The organism is Mycolicibacterium sp. SMGY-1XX (genome assembly GCF_059132455.1).
In genome coordinates, this window is sequence record NZ_CP101139.1 from 5,624,298 (window position 1) to 5,644,467 (window position 20,170).

Genomic DNA, 20,170 nt, shown 5'->3' on the forward strand with positions numbered 1-20,170 from the left:
GCCTTTCACCGTCAACGCCCCAGCACGGACTTTGGTGCCCGCACCTGTCGATCCTGCCGCTCGACCAGCGCATACGCTAGGTTGAAAGCATGACTCTGTCCGGCGGAAACTCCGGCGACAAGCCGCGTGAGCAGATGGGAGAGGACCCGCCGTCCGGCCCTGAGGAGACACCACGGGCCGAGCAGCCATCTCCGGCACACGAGCCTCCTGCGGCCCCCGGGTCACCGGTTCACGACGCCGCGCAGTCGCCCCCGTCCGGGTACCCGGACTTCTCCTCCCAGCCCCCGCAGTACGGCCCCCCACCCGGACATGGATACGGTCCGCCCTACCCGTCGGGTTTCCCCGGCCCGGACCAGTACGGCTACGGCTATGCCCCGCCGCAGCAAACCACCACCAACACCATGGCGATCGCTTCGCTGGTGACCTCGGTGCTCGGGATCGTGCCGTTCTGCGGCGGAATCCTCTCCATCGTCGGAATCGTGCTCGGGCTCGTGGCACTGAGTCAGATCAAGGAGACCCGGCAGGAGGGCTATGGGATCGCCGTGGCTGGCATTGTGGTCGGCGTGGCGATGCTCATCGTCACGTTGATCTGGACCATCTTCGCGCTGCGATGACGCTGGAAGCAGGGACCATATGACCAACCCGGGCAACCCGGAACCACAGTCGCGCGGGTCGGAGTACCCGCCGCTCGAGGACTCGGCGCCGTCCGCCGACCCGTATGCGCCGGTGGACTACCCGGCCAACTATCCGGGCCCGGGCTACGGCGCCCCGCCGCCGGCCTATCCTCCGCCTGTACCCCCGGGCGATTACCCCCCGCCGTCGGGCGGTTATCCCGCGCCGTCGGGCGGTTATCCCCCGCCGTACCCGCCGCCGTACCCGGCGGCCTACCCCGGCGCGCCAGCTGGTTATCCGCCGTACCCGGGCTACCACCCGTACGACCCCTACGGCCAGCACAAGCCCCCGGGCACCAACGGCAAGGCGATCGCCGCGTTGGTCACCGCCGTCGGCGGTCTGTTGCTGTGCGGGCTACCGTCGATCGCCGGAATCATCCTGGGCATCATCGCGATGCGGGAGACCAAGCAGACCGGCCAGGACGGCTACGGCATGGCGCTGGCCGGTCTGATCATCGGCAGTGCCGTGGTGGTGTTCGGCATCCTGTACATCGTGTTCATCGTCATTGTCGCGGCGAACAGTTCCAGCTACGGGACGTACTAGCTCGGTCGCCGAGCCGGGCGACGGAGGAGCCCGGGGACAGCGGGCCGAGCTACAGCCACCAGCTCGGTCGCCGAGCCGGGCGACGGAGGAGCCCGGGGACAGCGGGCCGAGCTACAGCCACCAGCTCGGTCGCCGAGCCGGGCGACGGAGGAGCCCGGGGACAGCGGGCCGAGCTACAGCCACTAGCTCGGTGGGACGAACGGGTCGGCCTGCCGCTGCATTCCGGCGGCCCGGCCCTTCCCCGCGATCACCAACGCCATCTTGCGACTGGCTTCGTCGATCATCTCGTCGCCGAGCATCACCGCTCCCCTGGCGCCGCCGGCCCGCGAGGTGTGCCACTCGTAAGCCTCCAGGATCAGCTCCGCGTGGTCGTAGTCCTGCTGACGAGGGCTGAAGATTTCATTGCCCGCCGCGATCTGATCCGGATGCAGCACCCATTTGCCGTCGTAACCCAGCGCGGCTGACCGGCCCGCCACCTTCCTGAACGCCTCGACGTCGCGGACCTTCAGATACGGACCGTCGACGGCGGCGATCCCGTGAGCGCGCGCGGCGACCAGGATCGACATCAGCACGTGGTGATACGCGTCGCCGACGTCGTACCCTTCAGGCTGTTCACCGACCACCAGCGTGCGCATGTTCAGGCTTGCCATCAGGTCGGCGGGACCCAGCACCAACGCGTGCACCCGCGGGTGCGCTGCGATCGCGTTGATCTGGGTCAACCCGCGCGCGTCCTCGATCTGGGCATCGATACCGATACGGCCGATCTCCAGCCCGTGGGTGTGCTCGAGCTGGGTGAGCAGCAGATCCAGCGCCGACACGTGCGCCACCTCGGTGACCTTCGGCAGCACGATGACGTCCAGGGCTTCCTTGGCGCCTGCCACCACCTCGATGACGTCGGCGTGCGTCCACGGGGTGGTCCAGTCGTTGACCCGCACACCACGCAACTGGTTGCCCCACCCGGGTTCGGCCAGGGCGGCCGCCACCACCGGACGGGCGGCCTGTTTGGCCTCGGGCGCCACCGCATCCTCGAGGTCGAGGAACACCTCGTCGGCGGGCAGGCTCTTGGCCTTGTCGATCATCTTGCGGCTGCTGCCGGGCACGGACAAACACGTTCTGCGGGGTCGATACGCGCTATTCACGCTTTCACTCCTACCCTTTGTAGTTATGGCGTCGGTCAACAGGGTGTTCGCAGCTCGTCTCGCGGGCTTGGCCGTCCTCGGTCCCGACGGCGAATCGCTGGGTCGGGTGCGTGACGTGGTGATCAGCATCAGCATCGTCCGGCAACAACCGAGGGTGCTCGGCCTCGTCGTCGAATTGCTCTCGCGCCGAAGGATTTTCGTTCCGATTCTCCGCGTCACCGCCATCGAGCCACAGGCCGTCACCCTCAATACCGCCAACCTCTCACTGCGCCGCTTCGCACAACGACCCGGCGAGGTGCTGGTGCTGGGCCAGGTGCTCGACACCCGGGTACGGGTCAACGATCCCGAACTGCCCGAGCTGCAGGCGGTGGACGTGGTGGTGATCGATCTGGGTATCGAACCGGTCCGGTCGCGGGACTGGATGGTGACGCGGGTGGCCGTCCGCAACCACCGCCGGCTGGGGCGTCGCACCACGGTGCACATCGTCGACTGGCAGAACGTGCACGGGCTCACCCCCTCGGCGTTGGCCATGCCCGGCCAGGATGTGGCCCAGCTGCTGCACCAGTTCGAGGGCCAACGTCCGATCGAGGTCGCCGACGCGCTCCGCGAGCTGCCGTCCAAACGCCGCAACGAAGTGGTCAACGCCCTCGACGACGAACGCTTGGCCGACGTCCTGCAGGAGCTCCCCGAAGACGATCAGACCCAGCTGTTGCTGCAGTTGGGCACCGAACGCGCCGCCGACGTCCTGGAGGCCATGGATCCCGACGACGCGGCCGACCTGCTCGGCGTGCTGAACCCCGGGGACGCGGAGATGCTTTTGGCCCGGATGGATCCGGAGGATTCCGACCCGGTGCGACGCCTGCTGCAGCACTCCCCCGACACCGCCGGCGGTCTGATGACCTCGGAACCGGTGGTGCTGGCACCGGACACCACGGTCGCCGAGGCCCTGGCCCGGGTGCGCGATCCTGATCTGACTCCTGCCCTGTCGTCGCTGGTGTTCGTGGTGCGGCCGCCTACCGCCACCCCGACCGGCCGCTACCTTGGCTGCGTGCACCTACAGCGCCTGTTACGCGAGCCGCCGGCGGCGCTGGTGAGCGGCATGATCGACAAGGATCTGCCCAGCCTGGTCCCGGATACGTCCCTGGCAGGGGTGACCCGGTATTTCGCCGCCTACAACCTGGTGTGCGGGCCGGTGGTCGACGACGAGAGCCACCTGCTCGGCGCGGTCACCGTCGACGACGTGCTGGATCACCTGCTTCCGCACGACTGGCGCGAACGCCCTGACGAACCCGAACTGGACTCGGCCTCGTGAGCGATACCTCCAGTCGCGACCGGCTTGGCACTCCCCGGGTCTCGCGGCGGCGGTTCACACCGCGGATCGACGTCGAGGCTGCAGCACGGGTCAGCGAATCCATCGCGCGGTTCCTGGGGACCGGCCGATACCTGGCCATCCAGACGATCGTCGTGATCGTCTGGATCCTGCTGAACATGGGTGCGTTCGCCTGGCAGTGGGACCCGTACCCGTTCATCCTGCTGAACCTGGCGTTCTCGACGCAGGCCGCGTACGCGGCGCCGCTGATCCTGCTGGCACAGAACCGGCAGGAGAATCGCGACCGGGTGGCACTGGAAGAGGACCGGCGCCGGGCCCAGCAGACCAAGGCCGACACCGAGTTTCTGGCGCGCGAACTCGCCGCGCTGCGCCTGGCCGTCGGCGAGGTCGCCACCCGCGATTACCTGCGCCGCGAACTCGACGAACTACGCGAAATGATCGAGGCGCTGCAGCCCGAGAGGCAGGCGTTGTCGAAGGCTGAACGCCAGGAGCGCAAGGCCAAGAAACAGGCCCGGCAGAAACCGGCACTGGGGCCCTCCCTGGACCCCTCGAACCAAGCGTGACCATTGTCGCCACAGCCGTCACAGGAATATGTATGGTGACTGGGTTCACACGGTTACACCGGCGAGCTGCCGCAACACATTCCTAGGACGGTCTAGTGCGCATCAGGGGAGGCTTGGATGCACACCAGGTTCTCGCGGGTGCGCTGAAGTCTGTCCGCCGTAAGGCTTCTGGTGCCCCGAAGGCACCGGTTGTCACCGCGGTGGTGCTCACCCCGCTGATGCTCGCCGCCACTGTGGGCGCCGCCGGGCCTTCGCTGCATCCGGTGCGGGAGGAGGCCGTCACCCCGCTGGCGGCTGTAGCCCCTGCGGTTCCCGATATGTCTGGCCCGGTGGTGGTCTCGGTCAAGAGGCCGCCGCCACGCTTCCACGTCGCGGCCTCGACCAGCTCGGCTCCGCCGCCACCGACGATCGTTTCCGCGCCCGGTTCGCTGCGGATTCCCTCGATGGCGCTGTCGGCCTACCGCAACGCCGAAGTGACGATGGCCAAAGCGCTGCCCAACTGCGGTGTCAGCTGGAACCTGCTGGCCGGAATCGGCCGGATCGAATCGGCGCATGCCAATGGGGGTGCGACGGACGCCCGCGGCACCGCGGTGCGACCCATCTACGGTCCCACCCTCGACGGCACGCTGCCCGGCAACGAGATCATCATCCAGAGCAATCAGGCCGGCCGGACGACCTACGCGCGTGCCATGGGTCCCATGCAGTTCCTGCCCGGTACGTGGTCGCGGTACGCGTCCGACGGTGACGGTGACGGCAAGTCCGATCCGCAGAACCTCTACGACTCGGCACTGGCCGCCGCCCGGTACCTGTGCAGCGGCGGGCTGAACCTGCGCGATCCCGCACAAGTCATGAGTTCTGTTCTGCGCTACAACAATTCGGTGGCCTACGCCCGCAACGTGCTGGGCTGGGCGGCGTCCTACGCCACCGGTGTGGAGCCGGTGAACCTGCCGCCGATCACCGGATCCGTGCCCGAGCTCGTCGCCGCCCACCTGAACGGCCGCACCGGGATCGGCCCCGATCTGCCGATGACCGCGGCCGGCCTTCCCGCAAGCGATCCGCTGGCGCAGCTGTCGCTGGTGAACCTGAACCAGACCGATGTCGCCAACCGGCTGCCGGTGCCACCGGGGCCGGCCGACGCCGGCACCCCGGTGTCGGGTCCGTGCGTGATCTTCTGCATCACCAATGCCCCGGCAGCGCCTTCGCTTGCCCCAGCCGGTCTGCCGGGCCTGCCCGGTCCGGCGCCCGCGGCACCCCTGGTGCCGCTGCCCGCGGCACCCGCACCGCTGCCGCCGCCGGCCCCGCCGTGGGCGAACCTGTTCGCGCCGCCGCCTCCGCCACCGGCTCCGGCACCGGTGGGCCCGACGCCAACGGGCCCGCTGCCCGGTCCCGCCGCCTGACGCGCGCGCGGATTCCCCTGACGCGTGTGCGTTTACGACGGGCACACCGGGCTCGTACCTCGCCCGGCTCGACCCCGCCCCACCCCCAGGCGGCGCCCTTCACCGGGCTCGTACCTCGCCCGGCTCGACCCCGCCCCACCCCCAGGCGGCGCCCTTCACCGGGCTCGTACCTCGCCCGGCTCGACCCCGCCCCACCCCCAGGCGGGGCCCTTCACCGGGCTCGTACCTCGCCCGGCTCGACCCCGCCCCACCCCCAGGCGGGGCCCTTCACCGGGCTCGTACCTCGCCCGGCTCGACCCCGCCTACACTCGGCGGTGATATGTCTCAAACCAGCGATCTCACTTCCGCCATCCGGGCCGCGCTCGGCAAGGTGATCGACCCCGAGCTCCGTCGACCGATCACCGAGCTCAACATGGTCAAGAGCATCGACGTCGGACCCGACTCCGCGGTTCACGTCGAGATCTACCTGACCACCGCTAGCTGTCCGAAGAAGTCGGAGATCACCGAGACCGTCTCCCAGGCCGTCGCCGACGTGCCCGGCACCGGCGCGGTCAAGGTCACCCTCGACGTGATGAACGACGAGCAGCGCACCGAACTGCGCAAGCAGCTGCGCGGTGACTCCCCCGAGCCTGTCATCCCGTTCGCCCAGCCGGGCTCGCTCACCCGGGTCTATGCGGTGGCCTCCGGCAAGGGTGGCGTCGGGAAGTCCAGTGTGACGGTGAACCTGGCCGCGGCCATGGCAGCGCGTGGACTGTCGGTCGGCCTGCTGGACGCTGATATCTACGGCCACTCGGTTCCGCGGATGATGGGCACCAACGACCGGCCCACCCAGGTCGAGTCGATGATCGTCCCACCCGTGGCCCACGACGTGAAGGTCATCTCGATCGCCCAGTTCACCCAGGGCAACACCCCCGTCGTGTGGCGCGGCCCGATGCTGCATCGCGCGCTGCAGCAGTTCCTCGCCGACGTGTACTGGGGCGATCTGGATGTGCTGCTGCTGGACCTGCCACCCGGTACCGGCGACGTCGCGATCTCGGTGGCGCAGCTGATTCCCGGCGCGGAGATCCTGGTGGTGACGACACCGCAACTGGCCGCCGCCGAGGTGGCCGAACGGGCGGGTGCCATCGCGCTGCAGACGCGTCAGCGGGTTGTCGGTGTCGTAGAGAACATGTCCGGCCTGGTACTGCCCGACGGCACCGTCATGAACGTGTTCGGCGAAGGCGGCGGCAAGCAGGTGGCCGAGAGCCTGTCCCGTTCAGTGGGCGGCGACGTTCCGCTGCTGGGGCAGGTCCCGTTGGACCCGGCCTTGGTCAGCGCCGGCGATTCCGGAATCCCGCTGGTGCTCAGCGCTCCGGACTCGGCCGCGGGCAAGGAACTGCGTGGCATCGCCGACAGTTTGACCGCGCGCAAGCGTGGCCTCGCCGGGATGTCGCTGGGTCTGGACACCACGCGCCGTCAACCCGACCTCCAGGCGTAGACCCCCTTCCAGGGCGTCAGGTGGCGTCTGGGTCGTACGGGGTGCTGGCCGGTGTCTCGACCGACGGGGTGCGCTCCACCGCTGGTGCGGACGGAGAAGAATCGGCGGGCTTGCTGCCCTTTTGACCCGCAGCGTTGTCGAACTTGCCGGTGAACACCGAATCGTCGCCGTCGAGTAGGTGTTTGGTGATCGCCGCGCGGGGCGTCATCCCACGCAACTTCTGCAGCTCCGACAGTGGCTCCCGGAGGTCGTCGAACTCCGGTCCCAGGTCTTGGCGCAACTGCGACGTCGCTCCGGTGACGTACTCCCGGGCCTGACGCACGGCTCCGGCGGTCCATCGGATGGCGCCGGGCAACCGCTCCGGTCCGAGCACCACCAAACCGATGAGGACCAGGAGCACCATCTCTCCCCAACCGAGGTTGGCGAACATCTCAGTTGTCCGGCGTGGGGTTGACTGTCAGCGTCACCCGGCGGCCGTCACGCATCACCTCGATGGGCGAGTCCTGCCCGATCGGCAGCTGTCGCACCGCCACCGTGAATTCGTTGGCGTCGGCCACGTTGCGGTTGCCGACCTTGACCACCACATCGTTCTCCAGGATGCCGGCGCGCTCGGCGGGACTGCCGGCCCGCACATTGGCCACCTGCGCGCCGGACGCCAGATCATTGCTCACCGACCGCGCGGACAGGCCGAGCGTCGGATGCGCGATCTTGCCGTCCTTGATCAGCGCCTCGGCGACCTGTTTGACCTCGTTGACCGGTATGGCGAAACCCAGCCCACTGGCGCTGTCGGAAAGCGACTTGCCCGCGGTGTTGATGCCGATCACCTGGGATTCCATGTTGATCAGCGGGCCGCCGGAGTTGCCGTGGTTGATGGACGCATCGGTCTGGATGGCGTCGATGACGGTGTCGGTGTCGGAACCGTCGCCGGACAGCGGCACCGGGCGGTGCAGCGCGCTGACGATGCCCGAGGTCACCGTACTGCGCAATCCCAGCGGGGCGCCGGCGGCGATCACTTCTTCACCGACCACCACGTCATCGGAGTTGCCGAGACGCGCGACGGTGAGATTGTCGACATTGTCGACTTTCAGCACGGCCAGGTCGGTTTTGGGATCGCGGCCCACCAAGTTGGCGGGCACGGACTTGCCGTCGTTGAAGACCACGGACATCTTCCACTGGCTGGGGTTGGTGGCGGCCTCGGAGATGACGTGATTATTGGTGACGACGTACCCGCGGCCGTCGATGATGACGCCGGAACCCTGAGACCCCGCCTCGTCGCTCTTGGCCTCGATGGTGACCACCGAGTCCGCCACCGACGCCGCAACGGAAGCGATCTGGCCGGGGGGCACATCGTCGGCGCCGTCGGTCTCGAGGGTGATCTTCGAGGTGGTGAACGCCTGTACCACCTCGGCAGTCTTGCGTCCGACCCAGCCGCCCGCCAGACCGATCACCAGTGCGATGACAGCCAGAACCGCGAGCGCGGCGTAGGACACCCGGCCACCGAAGAGGACATCGCGCACACCGAGCTTGCCGGGGGGCGCCACGGCCTGCTGCGGTGCGGGCGCTGCGACGGCCGGCGTTCCCAGTGCGGCGGCTGCCGAGGGGTCACGCCACGGGTCCTCGGCAGCGTCAGGTCCCGAGCCGTTCTTCCTGGCAGCTTCCTCGGCTTCCAGGGCGCCGTGGTCGACGGGGTGACGCTGTAGAGAGTCTCCATTGGGATGCGGGCGACCGAATGCCTCGGCGAGGACCGGGTCCGGCGGCTGATCCCGCGGTTCGTATTCCGAGTTGTCCTGAAACCTCTGTGGGCGCAGTTCCTCGGCGACGAACGAGCCATCGACACCGTTGGGTCGTCCGAATGCGCGGCGCTGTGCGTCGTCAACCGGCGGCCTCGAAACGGGACGCGGCGCCAAACGCGGCCCACTGGGCCCCTGGCCTGAGTTGTCCTGGTCCGAACTCACGTCATCCTCATTCTGGGGGCGCTCGGAATGCGAGCCACTCGAAAACTGACTTATCGAGCCCGCGGCGGGGCGGACTCGGCCCCATCCACCCTACCGGCGGCGACGGCGGGGCCGCGCTGTGTCGTCAGCTAACTGGTCGGCGATCCGGTCCGGCGCATCGTCCGGAGGGGTCAGCGGGGCGTTCGGGATCTGCGACAACATGCCCAGCAGAGTGCTCGGGATATGGATCGGACAGGAGTCGCGCAGCGCCTCGCGGGCCTGGCGTTGGGCGTCCACCTCGGCGGCGCAATCGGAACACATCGAGAGGTGGTGGGCGGCGCGCAGATGCGCATTCATACGGAGTTCGCCGTCGACGAAGGCCGCTATCGCTTCGATGGAGAGGTGTTCGGTGGAGCCGAACTGGCGGGGAGCGCCGACAGGGGCGTCACTCTGGGAGGCGAACTGCGCGGGAAGCCACGAGAATGCTCGTCGGAACACGTGCCCCCGGTCGCTCATTCACCCCGCCCCTTCCGACTGCTGCGCTACTCTCGCCTGAGCCTTAGCGATCTCTTATCAAATGTAGCGCGTGCAGGGCCCTGAGACACCCCACCTGGTCGTCTTGTTCGCCGTTAATTTTCCGCGGCGTCACTGGCCTGCTGCGCAGCCAGGAATTCGCGCAGTGCCTGCCGGCCGCGGTGGATCCGGCTGCGGACCGTGCCCAGCTTCACGCCGAGCGTCGCTCCGATTTCCTCGTAGGACAGACCTTCGATATCGCACAGGACCACGGCGGCGCGGAACTCCGGCGGCAGCGAGTCGAGTGCGGCCTGCAGATCAGGACCGAGCCGTGAATCGTGGTAGATCTGCTCGGGGTTGGGCTCGTCGGCGGGAACCCGGTCGTAGTCCTCGGGCAGCGCCTCCATCCGGATGCGGCTGCGGCGACGCACCATGTCCAGGAAGAGGTTCGTGGTGATGCGGTGCAGCCAGCCCTCGAAGGTGCCCGGCTGATAGTTCTGCACGGATCGGAACACCCGGATGAAGGTCTCCTGGGTGAGGTCCTCGGCGTCGTGCTGATTACCGGAGAGGCGATAGGCGAGCCGATACACGCGATCGGCGTGCTGGCGGACCAGGTCGTCCCATGACGGCATGGTGGTCTTGTCGCCGGTGGCGTCGAAGACAGCCGTTCCCTGCAACTCGTCCGTGGGCTGAGCCCATTCGGCTTCGGCATGCTGAGCGACGTGCGACATGCTGTTCGGCGCCGTCATCGTGGTCGTCGGATCCTCCTGATCTGCATTCTGCTTGGCACTGCCAGATGGAACCGGCAAGCCGATAATCACGGGAACGCGTGAGGGGTAAGCGCTATTCCCGGACCAGCGACCGCCGAGTTCCATCAACACACCGTCGTCTATCGCCGTGTGCACGCCATATGAGCAATCTGAACTTTCCCTGAGAATAGATCGTCGGCCCTGGTTATGCCCCAAAAATACAATTCGAAACCACCGGAATGAGAGGCGTGTCGCACATCGGTGCGGCGGCGACGAGAAGCGGGCGCGCCTGCGATGCGGTTCGGTTGCCGCCCTCTACGCTGCGGGGCATGCCTCCCGCAGACGAACCATCCGGCCAGCCGCGGCCGAGCGCTGTCGAGTCGATCGTGGCGCACGCCGAGAACGCGATCTCCGAGGACGCGGTCCTTGCCGCCGCACGGGAGCGCGCCACCGACATCGGAGCCGGCGCGGTGAGCCCGGCGGTCGGGGCGTTGTTGAGCCTGCTCGCCCGACTCAGTGGCGGGAAAGCGGTTGTCGAAGTGGGTACCGGCGCTGGGGTCAGCGGCTTGTGGCTGTTGTCCGGAATGCGCGATGACGGCGTCTTGACGACGATCGACATCGAGCCGGAGCACCAGCGGATCGCCAAACAGGCTTTCAACGAAGGTGGCATCGGCCCGTCGCGCACCCGGTTGATCGGTGGCCGCGCTCAAGAGGTACTGACCCGGCTGGCCGACGAATCCTATGACCTGGTGTTTATCGACGCCGAGCCGACGGATCAGCCTGAATTCGTGGTCCAGGGCATACGTCTGCTGCGTCCCGGCGGCGTGATCGTCGTGCACCGCGCTGCGTTGGGCGGTCGGGCCGGCGACCCTGCGGCCCATGACGCCGAAGTGTCGGCAGTTCGTGAGGCGGCACGACTGATCGCCGAGGACGAGCGGCTGACTCCGGTGGTGATCCCGCTGGGCGACGGCATCCTGGCCGCCGCCCGCGAGTGACCACCGGGCCTCTACGCGCAGAGGCCCACGATCTCCTGGCGGAGGCGGTCACCTTCGGTGAGCCGACCCTGCTGAACCGGATCCTGATTCGTCACCCCGGTGAGAGCGTTGGCGCCGATGTCCTGCAGGGTGGTCGCGAACCGTCGGACGGGATCGGCCAATTCCTCGGGGGTGTCGTCGCGGAGCTGATTCTCCAGATACAGGCCGCCACCCAACAGAGCCAAACGGGCGTTACCGGCGACGGCGGTCTGTGCCACTGGATCCGGACCGAGGTTGCCGTTGGTCTGCAGCTGAACGGCTTTGCTCACGGTGTCGACAGCGGTGCAGATCTGGGTCTTGGCGGCAGCAGGATCGGCGGGGGCGACATCAGCGGCGGAGGAAGCATCCGAGTCCTGCGCGGTTTGCTCGGCGGGCTTCGACGTCAGAGCCCACACCGAAACCGCGACCGCGACGAGTGCCACCACCAGGGCCACCGGCGCGATCCAACTGGGAGACTGGCCCCGTTGCCGGCGACCGGCAGACGTTGCACCAGAACGAGCTTCATCGTTAGTCGCGTTATCCGCCATGGGCTGATAGTAGCGGTCGTTGCCCACGAAATTGGAAGGTCCCTAATTGAATCCGCAAAGACACCAGGACATCTCGTTTTGACCCCCGGACTGGCCAACCGGGACGCGGTGGTGTAGCAAAGGTCGTGATGGGGAATCAACACCGGAATCAACGCCCGCTGCGCGAGGCGATGACGCGCCGCCTGACCCGCCGGTCAGCGGTGGCGGGCAAGATCCAGCTGCCGGCGGTGCCGAGCATGATCGATGACTACGTGGCCATGTGCGGCAACGTCTTCGCCGATGTCGGCAGGGCGTTCACGGACGATGAGTTGGCCAATCTGAAGCAGCTACTGCAGCGCCAACTCGATGAGGCGTTCGCGAAATCGCCTCGGTCGACCATCATCGTCGCGTACAGCGCGGGTGTCGCGTCGTTGCTGAACTACGAGATCACCATCGAATGGTGGACGCTGGAGCGGGCCTACGAAAACTGGATCAGCACCCGCACACCGCCGCTGTTCGGAAGCGAACCCGATGCCCGGGTGATGGCACTGGCCCAAGCTGCCACCGACCCAGCAGCCGCCCCGGTGCTCGATGTCGGTGCCGGAACCGGCCGCAACACACTGGCTTTGGCGCGGCGCGGCCACCCGGTCGACTCCGTCGAGCTGACGCCGAAATTCGCCGAACAGCTCAGCACCGATGCCCAGCGGGACAACCTGCCGGTGCGCGTGATCGCCGGTGACATCTTCGAGAGCACACAGGATCTCCGCGACGACTATGAGCTGATCGTCCTGTCGGAGGTGGTGTCCGACTTCCGCTCGACAGAACAGCTGCGCAACCTGTTCGAACTCGCGGCCCACCACCTTGCCCCCGCCGGCCGGCTGGTGTTCAACACCTTCGTGGTCAAGCCCGGCTTCGAGCTGGACGAGGCCGCCCGGCAACTGGGTCAGCAGTGCTACACCAGTATTTTCACCGACAACGAAATCGCCTTGGCGGCGGCTGATTTGCCGTTGATCATGCTCAGTGACGACTCGGTGTACGACTACGAGAAGGCTCACCTGCCTCCCGAGTCGTGGCCGCCGACGAGCTGGTTCGAGGAGTGGGTCAGCGGTCAGGACGTATTCGACGTGCCGCGCGACGAGAGCCCCATCGAGATGCGCTGGCGCGTGTACGGAAAGATCGGCTCACCGCAATAACCCGTAACTCGGTTGTTCACAACGCCATTGACAGAAGTGGGGCGCCGGCTGAGCCGGCGCCCCACTGTCATATCTGACCTCTAGGCGTCGTTGTCGCTGGACGCGCTGCCGTCGTTGCCGCCGGTCTCGCCGTCAGTCGAGGTGCCGTCGTCGCCGTCAGCGCCGTCAGCACCGTCGTCGCCATCGGTGCCGGTGCCGCCGACCGAAATGCCGCTGCCGCCCGAACCGCCGCTGCCGGCAGCTCCACCGGCACCGCTGGCGCCACCTTCGCCGCCCTCGCCGTCGCTACCCGCGTCGCCACGGTCGCCGAAGAATCCGGACCCGCCGCCGGCGCCGGCCTTGCCGCCGTCGCCACCGTCGCCACCGTTGCCGCCACGGCCGCCGTCGCCGCCCGTGCCGCCGTCGCCGCCGGTCGCATCGCTGACGGCGCCGAGTGCTTCACCGCCGGCGCCACCGTTACCGCCGGCCCCGCCGGCGCTGCTGGTGTCGCCGCCGTCGCCGCCGACGCCACCGTTACCGCCCTTGCCGCCGCCTCCGAACAGGCCGCCGCTACCGCCGGCGCCACCCGCACCACCGGCGGTGCCATCCTCGGCGTCCACACCGGCGTTACCGTCGGCGCCTGTGCCGCCGTTACCACCTACCGCGGGGATCCCGACTGCACCGATACCGGCACCGCCGACACCACCAGCGCCGCCCGCACCACCGGGGGTCAGGCTGGGATTGCCCGTGCCACCCGGGCCGGCGCCGATAACACCAGGCACCTGCGGGGTGCCGGGCGCCCCGGGCAGCCCTGGGAGCGGGATGTTGATCGGGGCGTTGGAGCCATCGACACCGTCGCCGCCATTGCCGCCGTTACCGCCCTGGCCGAACAGGCCGAAGAATCCGGCGTTGCCGGCGTTGCCGCCATTGCCGCCGGCGGTGTTCGGGCCGAGCGGGTTGGCGACGCCGTTGCCGCCGTTGCCACCGTTACCGCCGTTGCCGAAGAACGAGAAGAAGCCGGCGTTACCGCCATTGCCGCCGTTGCGGCCGAAGGCGCTGTCACCGCCGTCACCGCCGTCGCCGTAGAACAGGCCGCCGTTACCGCCGTTGCCACCCGCCTGGATGCCGGTCGGGTCGGTCCAGCCGTCGCCGCCGCTGCCCAGGAAGATGCCGCCGTTGAAGCCGTCGACGTGGAAGGCATTGCCGTCCGCACCGTTGCCGATGAAGAAGTTCAGCCCGGGAATCGTGCCCGCGAAGTCGAGGAAGTCTTCGATCGGGTCGGCGAAGGGGTCCGGGGCAAGCGCAGCACCGAACAGCGAGTTCGGGGTCGGAGTGGACGCGGCGGCGCTGAACACCGAACTGGTGTCGGTGTCGCAGCCGAAGAGCTGGACGCAGGCCTCTTCCACCGGAGCGGCCTGTGCCGCGCCCGCGGTGGCCAGCATGGCGACCGCGGGTGCGCCGAGGATCAGCCCGGCGCCCGCGACGGCAGCGCCAGTCGCCCGCAACGAGGGCTTACGACCGCCGGGTTTCTGTGAGTGCTTTGACATGTATGGATCCCCTCCACGACAGGTGCGACATACCCCACAACTGGAGCATGTCGCAGCAACGTATCACCCGAACGCTCGCGGCGGAACCAAAATCTGAATTCGTCATTTGCACAACGTGTGAATTCATGTAACTGGGCCTAAGACGTTCACCTGGATGCTGAGAGAAGCTGAGAGAGCTAGCTATGCCGCGGTCGAGCTCAGAGCTATGTAACGACCTCGCGAAACAGCACCCAGTGCCGCACTAACTGAGCTTTCTGGCGAACCTGAGGACTGGCCCCTCACAGGCCCTGCGAGCGTGCGTGAACTCGTTTCTCTCAGCTCAGACTCAGGAGCGAGTGAGTCGCTGGGCCCGTCACGGCACATTGCTGTGAGCACCCGAATTTCTGTCAGGGTCGTAAATAACTCCGCCGAATACCCCACCTGAGCAAACTCAAACCAGCACGTCCACACCGCACCATTGACGGCCACTGAACGCGCGTTTAGAGTACTGAACATGCGTTCAACGGACATGACCGCACCGGCCCGGATACGCGACGCCGCCATCGCCCAGTTCGGCGAGCACGGGTTCAGGGTGGGTGTGCGGGCCATCGCCGAAGCAGCGGGTGTGAGTCCAGGGCTGGTGATCCACCATTTCGGCTCCAAGGACGGTTTGCGCGCCGCCTGTGACCAACACATCGCCGCGTTGATTCGCGATACGAAGTCGGAGTCCTTGAAGACGCACGAACCGGCCGCCTGGTTCGCCCAGCTTGCCGAGATCGAAGACTTCGCGCCCGCGATGTCCTACCTGGTTCGCAGCATGCAGTCCGGCAGCGACCTGGCGAAAGGCTTGTGGCGCAGCATGATCGACAACGCCGAGGCCTATATCGACGAGGGCGTGCGCGCCGGGACCATCAAACCCTCCCGGAACCCCCGAGCCCGCGCACGCTTCCTGGCCATGTCCGGCGGGGGCGCATTCCTGCTGTATCTACAGCTGCACGAGCATCCCGAGGACATGCGCAAGGTGCTGCACGACTACGCACAGGACATGGTGCTGCCCGCCTTGGAGGTCTACACCCAGGGCCTGATGACGGACTCGACCATGTACGACGCCTTTACAGCGCAGCAGGAGCAGGGACTGACCATTCCGACATCCACCGAAAGGATCTCCGATGACAGCGAACCAACAGTCTGACGCCACGGCGCCGGCGATCGACATTCGAGGCCTGGTCAAGAAATTCGGAAGCATGACCGCACTGGACGGTTTGAACCTGACAGTGCAACAAGGCGAAGTGCACGGCTTCCTCGGCCCCAACGGCGCCGGCAAGTCCACCACCATCCGGATTCTGCTCGGCCTGATCAAAGCCGACAGCGGCCACGCGGTCCTGCTGGGCGGCGATCCGTGGACGGACGCCGTAGAACTTCACCGCCAAATCGCCTATGTACCCGGCGATGTCACGCTGTGGCCCTCGCTGACCGGCGGTGAGACCATCGATCTGCTGGCCCGCATGCGCGGTGGCATCGATGACACCCGCCGCAAGGAACTGCTCGAACGATTCGCACTCGACCCCCACAAGAAAGCCCGCACCTACTCGAAGGGCAATCGACAGAAAGTCTCACTGGTATCGGCGTTCTCGTCCCACGCGCGGTTGCTTCTGCTCGACGAGCCGAGCACCGGGCTGGACCCGTTGATGGAGAACGTTTTTCAGCAATGTGTCGCAGAAGCACGAGACCGTGGCGTCACCGTGCTGCTCTCCAGCCACATCCTGGCCGAGACCGAGGCCCTCTGCGACCGCGTGACGATCATCCGTGCGGGCAAGACAGTGGAGAGCGGCACGCTCGAGTCGCTGCGGCACCTGAGCCGCACGGCGATCAAGGCCGAGATGATCGGTGATCCCGGTGATGTCCGCCGAATCAGCGGTGTCGAGGATGTGAGCGTCGACGGACACACCCTGCACGCCCAGGTGGACAGCGCCGGCCTCGGCGAGTTGATCCGCGTCCTGGGTGAAGCCGGTGTCAAGAGTCTGATCAGCCAACCACCGACTCTGGAAGACCTTTTCCTGCGGCACTACGGGATCGACGCGGAAGAGTCCGGCAATCAACACAATTCGCGCCGGGTGCACGCATGACCACCGCAACCGTCGACCGCCCGAACCAGCACCGCGCAGTCCCCCGCACCTCCGGCTTCACCGGCACCGCCGGCCTGCTGCGGTTGTATCTGCGCCGGGACCGGATCGTGGCCCCGGCGTGGATCCTGTTGCTGTCGGTCCCATTGGCCACCGTCTACGTCGGCAGCACCGAAGCGGTGTACCCGAATGCCGCCGACCGCGCGGCCTTCGCGGCGTCGATCATGGCGAGCCCGGCGCAACGCGCGCTGTACGGCAATGTGTACGGCGACAGCCTGGGTGCCGTCGGTATCTGGAAAGCCGGCATGTTCCACCTGCTGATCGCGGTGGCGGTGATTCTCACGGTCATCCGGCACACCCGTGCAGACGAGGAGAGCGGACGCACGGAGCTCCTCGAATCGACGGTGGTCGGCCGGTTCGCGGGGTTGACCGCGGCGCTGACACTGACTTTCGGCGCGGTGGTGTTGACGGGCGCCGTGGGGTTCGCCGGGCTGCTCACCCTGGACATCCCGGCCGCCGGGTCGCTGGCGTTCTGCGTGGCGCTGACGGGTTCCGGCCTGGTGTTCGCAGCGGTGGCGGCGGTGGCCGCGCAGGTGTCGCCGAGCGCACGCTTCGCCCGGGGCGCCGCCTTCTCGGTGCTCGCCGCAGCATTCACCTTGCGCGCCGTCGGTGACGCCGGTGCGGAGTGGATGTCCTGGCTCTCGCCGCTGGGCTGGTCTCTGCAGGTGCGCCCCTTCGCCGGCGACCGGTGGTGGGTGCTGGTGTTGCACCTTGTCACCGCGGCGGCGCTGACCGCCGTGGCCTACGTGCTGTTGAGCCGTCGCGATGTCGGCGCCGGGCTGATAGCCGAGCGCCCGGGGCGTGGATCGGCCTCCAAGGGGTTACGCGGAAGTGTCAGCCTGGCGTGGCGCCTCGACCGCGGTGCCATCGTGCTGTGGACCGTCGGGCTGATCCTGTACGGATTGTTGATCGGAAGTGTGGTGCACGGTATCGGCGACGAGATCGGCAACAGCCAACTGGCACAGGACATCGTGACGCGGTTGGGCGGCACCTCGGCGATGGAGCAGGCTTTCATCGCTGTCGCTTTCACCATGCTGGCCATGGTGGCCGGGGCCTTCGCCGTGTCACTGACACTGCGACTGCACCAGGAGGAAACCAGCCAGCACGCCGAAACGGTGCTGGCCGGCGCTGTCAGCAGAACCCGTTGGCTGGCAGGTCATCTCATGATGGCATTGCTTGGTTCGGGCGCGGCGATCCTGATCGCCGGTCTGGGCGCGGGCCTGTCCTACGGAGTGGCCGCAGGTGATGTGGCAGGCATCCTGCCGACGGTTCTGGGGACCGCTGCGGTACAGCTTCCGGCGGTATGGCTGTTGGCCGGCGTCGCGCTTGCCCTGTTCGGCGCACTCCCCCGGTTCGCTCCGGTCGCCTGGGGTGTGCTGGTCGCCGTGATCGCGGTCTACCTGCTCGGCTCCCTGTCGGGTGCCCCGCAGTGGCTCATCGACCTCGAGCCGTTCACCCATGTTCCGCACGTCGGGACCGGCACGTTCACCGCCGTGCCGCTGCTGTGGCTACTGCTGATCGACGCCGCACTCATCGCGGTGGGAGTGCTGACGTTTCGCCGGCGTGACGTGCGCTGAGGGGGTGCCGCATGAAACTCGTCGCGCAGGTACTGGTCTCGACTGTCGTCGGCGTGATCTTCTTCGGCGTCACCCTGTTCGTCCCCGCATGGACGTTGGACTATTGGCAGGCCTGGCTTTTCATCGCGGTGTTCACCGTCTGCACCCTGGTTCCCAGCGCGTATCTGGCGTACAGCGATCCGGCGACATTGGGACGGAGGATGCACGCCGGGCCGGTCGCCGAGGAACGGCCGGTACAGCGGGTGGCGGTCACCGCGACGGTGGTCTCGGTGGTGGCACTGTTGGTGGTCAGCGCCCTCGATCACCGGTTCGGCTGGTCGCACGTGCCGCTGAGTGTGATCGTGGCGGGCAATGTCCTGGTGGCCGCCGGTTTGATCGTCGCCCAGTGGGTGGTGTTCCAGAACCGGTACGCCGCCGCCACCATCACCGTCGAAGCCGGACAGAGCCTGGTCTCGACGGGACTGTACGGCGTGGTGCGCCATCCCATGTATCTCGGAGCGCTGGTGATGCTGATCGGCACGCCGCCGGCGTTGGACTCCTATTGGGGGACAGTGGTGTTGATCCCCGGCCTCCTGGCCTTGGCGATGCGCATCGTCGACGAAGAGAAGATGCTGTCCGCCGAGCTGGACGGCTACCGCGAATACACCAGGCGGGTGCCCTACCGCCTGGTCCCCCACATCTGGTGACCGCCGATCCGGCCGGCTGACCGCCGAGCCGTCGCATACTGAATCCGTGGAGCAGCTGCTGACGGGCCTGGGACTGGCGACCGCCGCCGGCCTCAACGCCTACATCCCGATGCTGATGCTCGGACTGCTCGCGCGGTTCACCGATATCGTGTCGCTGCCCGGTAACTGGGCGTGGATGGAGAACGGCTGGGTGTTGACGATCGTCGCCGTGCTGCTGGTGGTGGAGATCGTCGCTGACAAGGTGCCCGCGCTGGATTCGGTGAACGACACCGTGCAGACGTTGGTGCGGCCCACCGCCGGCGGCATCGTCTTCGGCTCGGGCACCGCGGCCCAGACGGTTGCGGTGGCCGACCCCGCGGAGTTCGCCCGGTCGGGCCAGTGGATCCCCGTCGCGATCGGGGTGGTGATCGCTCTGGTGGTCCACCTGGTCAAGACCGCGGTGCGTCCGGCGGCCAACGTCGCCACCGCCGGGGTGGCCGCACCCGTGTTGTCGACGGTCGAAGACGGTGTCAGCGTCTCGCTGGTCCTGGTGGCCCTGCTCATCCCGGTGCTGGTGCTGGTGATAGTGGTGATCCTGGCGTGGGCGGGTGCTGCACTGCTGCGTCGGCGTCGCCGACGCCGGCGAGCGCAGCAACCTGAGACTCAGTGGGGCAACACCGGCTGAGACGGGGTATCCGCAGGGCATGCAGACGTTCCTGCCGTGTCCCGGCTTCGCGGAGTCGGCGCGTCTCCTGGACCTGCGACGGCTCGGCAAGCAGCGGGTGGAGACCATCCAGGTGCTGCGTGCTCTGACGGTTCCGGGGTACGGCTGGCGGCACCACCCCGCGGCCGCGATGTGGGCGGGTTACGAAGAGGGTTTGGTGCGCTACGGACTCGACATCTGCGACGTGTGGTCAGCGCTGGGCAAGGCGGACACGTGTGCCACCACGCTCGTGGTGGATCTCACCGCCGCCACGGGGCTGAGTCGCGTACGCACGCAGACGGAGTTGGCCGGCGCCGGGGAATTGCCGCCCTGGCTGGGCGATCCGGCTTTCCACCGCAGCCATCAGGCCGCGCTGGTGAAGAAGGATCCGGCGCACTACCGGCCACTGTTCCCCGACGTACCCGAGGACCTGCCCTACGTGTGGCCGTCGTCGGATCGCGAGCGTCGGGTGCCGGTCAGCAGCTGA

Annotated in this window: 21 protein-coding genes; 14 read left to right on the top strand and 7 right to left on the bottom strand. The window is 67.7% G+C overall.

The window, feature by feature from the left end; translation table 11 throughout:
- Positions 1 to 89 precede the first annotated feature (89 nt).
- Both NL241_RS26855 and NL241_RS26860 read left to right on the top strand, forming a co-directional pair.
- The gene (locus tag NL241_RS26855; RefSeq protein ID WP_494395516.1) at positions 90 to 614 is read left to right on the top strand and encodes a DUF4190 domain-containing protein; all 525 of its coding nucleotides are present in this window, start codon (positions 90 to 92) and stop codon (positions 612 to 614) included.
- Between the two features lie 19 nt (positions 615 to 633).
- On the top strand, positions 634 to 1,215 hold the full coding sequence (locus tag NL241_RS26860; protein ID WP_494395517.1) for a DUF4190 domain-containing protein: 582 nt from the start codon (positions 634 to 636) through the stop codon (positions 1,213 to 1,215).
- 182 nt (positions 1,216 to 1,397) lie between these two features.
- Here NL241_RS26860 and NL241_RS26865 read toward each other — a convergent pair whose 3' ends face one another.
- Entirely contained in the window at positions 1,398 to 2,354 is a 957-nt protein-coding gene (locus NL241_RS26865; protein ID WP_487697346.1) for an HpcH/HpaI aldolase/citrate lyase family protein, read from the bottom strand.
- Positions 2,355 to 2,379: 25 nt separating this feature from the next.
- On the opposite strand from NL241_RS26865, the gene NL241_RS26870 reads away from it, so the two are divergent.
- The 4 genes from NL241_RS26870 to NL241_RS26885 all read left to right on the top strand — a co-directional run bounded on the left by NL241_RS26870 (position 2,380) and on the right by NL241_RS26885 (position 7,121).
- Positions 2,380 to 3,666: a magnesium transporter MgtE N-terminal domain-containing protein gene (locus NL241_RS26870; protein ID WP_487697344.1), complete on the top strand. Its 1,287-nt coding sequence runs from the start codon at positions 2,380 to 2,382 to the stop codon at positions 3,664 to 3,666.
- Positions 3,663 to 4,247, top strand: a complete 585-nt coding sequence (locus tag NL241_RS26875; protein ID WP_487697342.1) for a DUF1003 domain-containing protein — start codon at positions 3,663 to 3,665, stop codon at positions 4,245 to 4,247. Before NL241_RS26870 ends, NL241_RS26875 begins: the two co-directional genes overlap by 4 nt.
- A 95-nt stretch (positions 4,248 to 4,342) precedes the next feature.
- The gene (locus tag NL241_RS26880) at positions 4,343 to 5,644 is read left to right on the top strand and encodes a lytic transglycosylase domain-containing protein (protein ID WP_494395518.1); all 1,302 of its coding nucleotides are present in this window, start codon (positions 4,343 to 4,345) and stop codon (positions 5,642 to 5,644) included.
- Positions 5,645 to 5,963: 319 nt separating this feature from the next.
- Positions 5,964 to 7,121 (top strand): Mrp/NBP35 family ATP-binding protein, encoded by a 1,158-nt coding sequence (locus NL241_RS26885; protein WP_494395519.1) that lies wholly within the window; start codon positions 5,964 to 5,966, stop codon positions 7,119 to 7,121.
- A 16-nt stretch (positions 7,122 to 7,137) separates the two neighbouring features.
- Here the strand turns inward: NL241_RS26885 and tatB are convergent, their stop codons facing one another.
- From tatB to sigE, 4 genes are all read right to left on the bottom strand, one after another.
- Positions 7,138 to 7,551 (bottom strand): Sec-independent protein translocase protein TatB, encoded by a 414-nt coding sequence (gene tatB / locus NL241_RS26890; protein ID WP_494395520.1) that lies wholly within the window; start codon positions 7,549 to 7,551, stop codon positions 7,138 to 7,140.
- 1 nt (position 7,552) lies between these two features.
- Entirely contained in the window at positions 7,553 to 9,076 is a 1,524-nt protein-coding gene (gene htrA, locus NL241_RS26895) for a serine protease HtrA (RefSeq protein WP_487697336.1), read from the bottom strand.
- Positions 9,077 to 9,166: 90 nt separating this feature from the next.
- On the bottom strand, positions 9,167 to 9,571 hold the full coding sequence (rseA, locus tag NL241_RS26900; protein ID WP_487697335.1) for an anti-sigma E factor RseA: 405 nt from the start codon (positions 9,569 to 9,571) through the stop codon (positions 9,167 to 9,169).
- A 113-nt stretch (positions 9,572 to 9,684) separates the two neighbouring features.
- Complete coding sequence (sigE, locus tag NL241_RS26905) at positions 9,685 to 10,443, bottom strand: RNA polymerase sigma factor SigE (RefSeq protein ID WP_487697374.1); 759 nt, start codon at positions 10,441 to 10,443, stop codon at positions 9,685 to 9,687.
- A gap of 203 nt (positions 10,444 to 10,646) precedes the next feature.
- On the opposite strand from sigE, the gene NL241_RS26910 reads away from it, so the two are divergent.
- Positions 10,647 to 11,312 (top strand): O-methyltransferase, encoded by a 666-nt coding sequence (locus NL241_RS26910; RefSeq protein WP_487697334.1) that lies wholly within the window; start codon positions 10,647 to 10,649, stop codon positions 11,310 to 11,312.
- 11 nt (positions 11,313 to 11,323) lie between these two features.
- Here NL241_RS26910 and NL241_RS26915 read toward each other — a convergent pair whose 3' ends face one another.
- Entirely contained in the window at positions 11,324 to 11,785 is a 462-nt protein-coding gene (locus tag NL241_RS26915; RefSeq protein WP_487697332.1) for a hypothetical protein, read from the bottom strand.
- A gap of 221 nt (positions 11,786 to 12,006) precedes the next feature.
- Between NL241_RS26915 and NL241_RS26920 the strand changes: the two genes are divergently transcribed.
- The gene (locus NL241_RS26920) at positions 12,007 to 13,050 is read left to right on the top strand and encodes a class I SAM-dependent methyltransferase (protein ID WP_487697330.1); all 1,044 of its coding nucleotides are present in this window, start codon (positions 12,007 to 12,009) and stop codon (positions 13,048 to 13,050) included.
- Between the two features lie 80 nt (positions 13,051 to 13,130).
- Here the strand turns inward: NL241_RS26920 and NL241_RS26925 are convergent, their stop codons facing one another.
- Positions 13,131 to 14,576 carry a PGRS repeat-containing protein gene (locus tag NL241_RS26925; RefSeq protein WP_494395521.1) on the bottom strand — a complete coding sequence of 482 codons (1,446 nt, stop codon included), beginning with the start codon at positions 14,574 to 14,576 and terminating at the stop codon, positions 13,131 to 13,133.
- A gap of 493 nt (positions 14,577 to 15,069) precedes the next feature.
- On the opposite strand from NL241_RS26925, the gene NL241_RS26930 reads away from it, so the two are divergent.
- The 6 genes from NL241_RS26930 to NL241_RS26955 are packed head-to-tail and all read left to right on the top strand — an operon-like array spanning position 15,070 to position 20,170.
- Entirely contained in the window at positions 15,070 to 15,747 is a 678-nt protein-coding gene (locus NL241_RS26930; RefSeq protein WP_487697131.1) for a TetR/AcrR family transcriptional regulator, read from the top strand.
- Positions 15,725 to 16,681 (top strand): ABC transporter ATP-binding protein, encoded by a 957-nt coding sequence (locus NL241_RS26935; protein WP_494395522.1) that lies wholly within the window; start codon positions 15,725 to 15,727, stop codon positions 16,679 to 16,681. Before NL241_RS26930 ends, NL241_RS26935 begins: the two co-directional genes overlap by 23 nt.
- Positions 16,678 to 18,315, top strand: coding sequence for an ABC transporter permease (locus tag NL241_RS26940; protein ID WP_487697128.1), 1,638 nt, complete (start codon positions 16,678 to 16,680; stop codon positions 18,313 to 18,315). The genes NL241_RS26935 and NL241_RS26940 overlap by 4 nt, the downstream gene beginning before the upstream one ends.
- A gap of 11 nt (positions 18,316 to 18,326) precedes the next feature.
- A complete protein-coding gene (locus NL241_RS26945) occupies positions 18,327 to 19,001 on the top strand; it encodes a methyltransferase family protein (RefSeq protein WP_494395523.1) in 675 nt (224 codons plus the stop codon).
- A 46-nt stretch (positions 19,002 to 19,047) separates the two neighbouring features.
- Positions 19,048 to 19,665, top strand: coding sequence for a DUF4126 domain-containing protein (locus NL241_RS26950; RefSeq protein ID WP_494395524.1), 618 nt, complete (start codon positions 19,048 to 19,050; stop codon positions 19,663 to 19,665).
- A 19-nt stretch (positions 19,666 to 19,684) separates the two neighbouring features.
- Positions 19,685 to 20,170 (top strand): MSMEG_6728 family protein, encoded by a 486-nt coding sequence (locus NL241_RS26955; RefSeq protein ID WP_487697122.1) that lies wholly within the window; start codon positions 19,685 to 19,687, stop codon positions 20,168 to 20,170.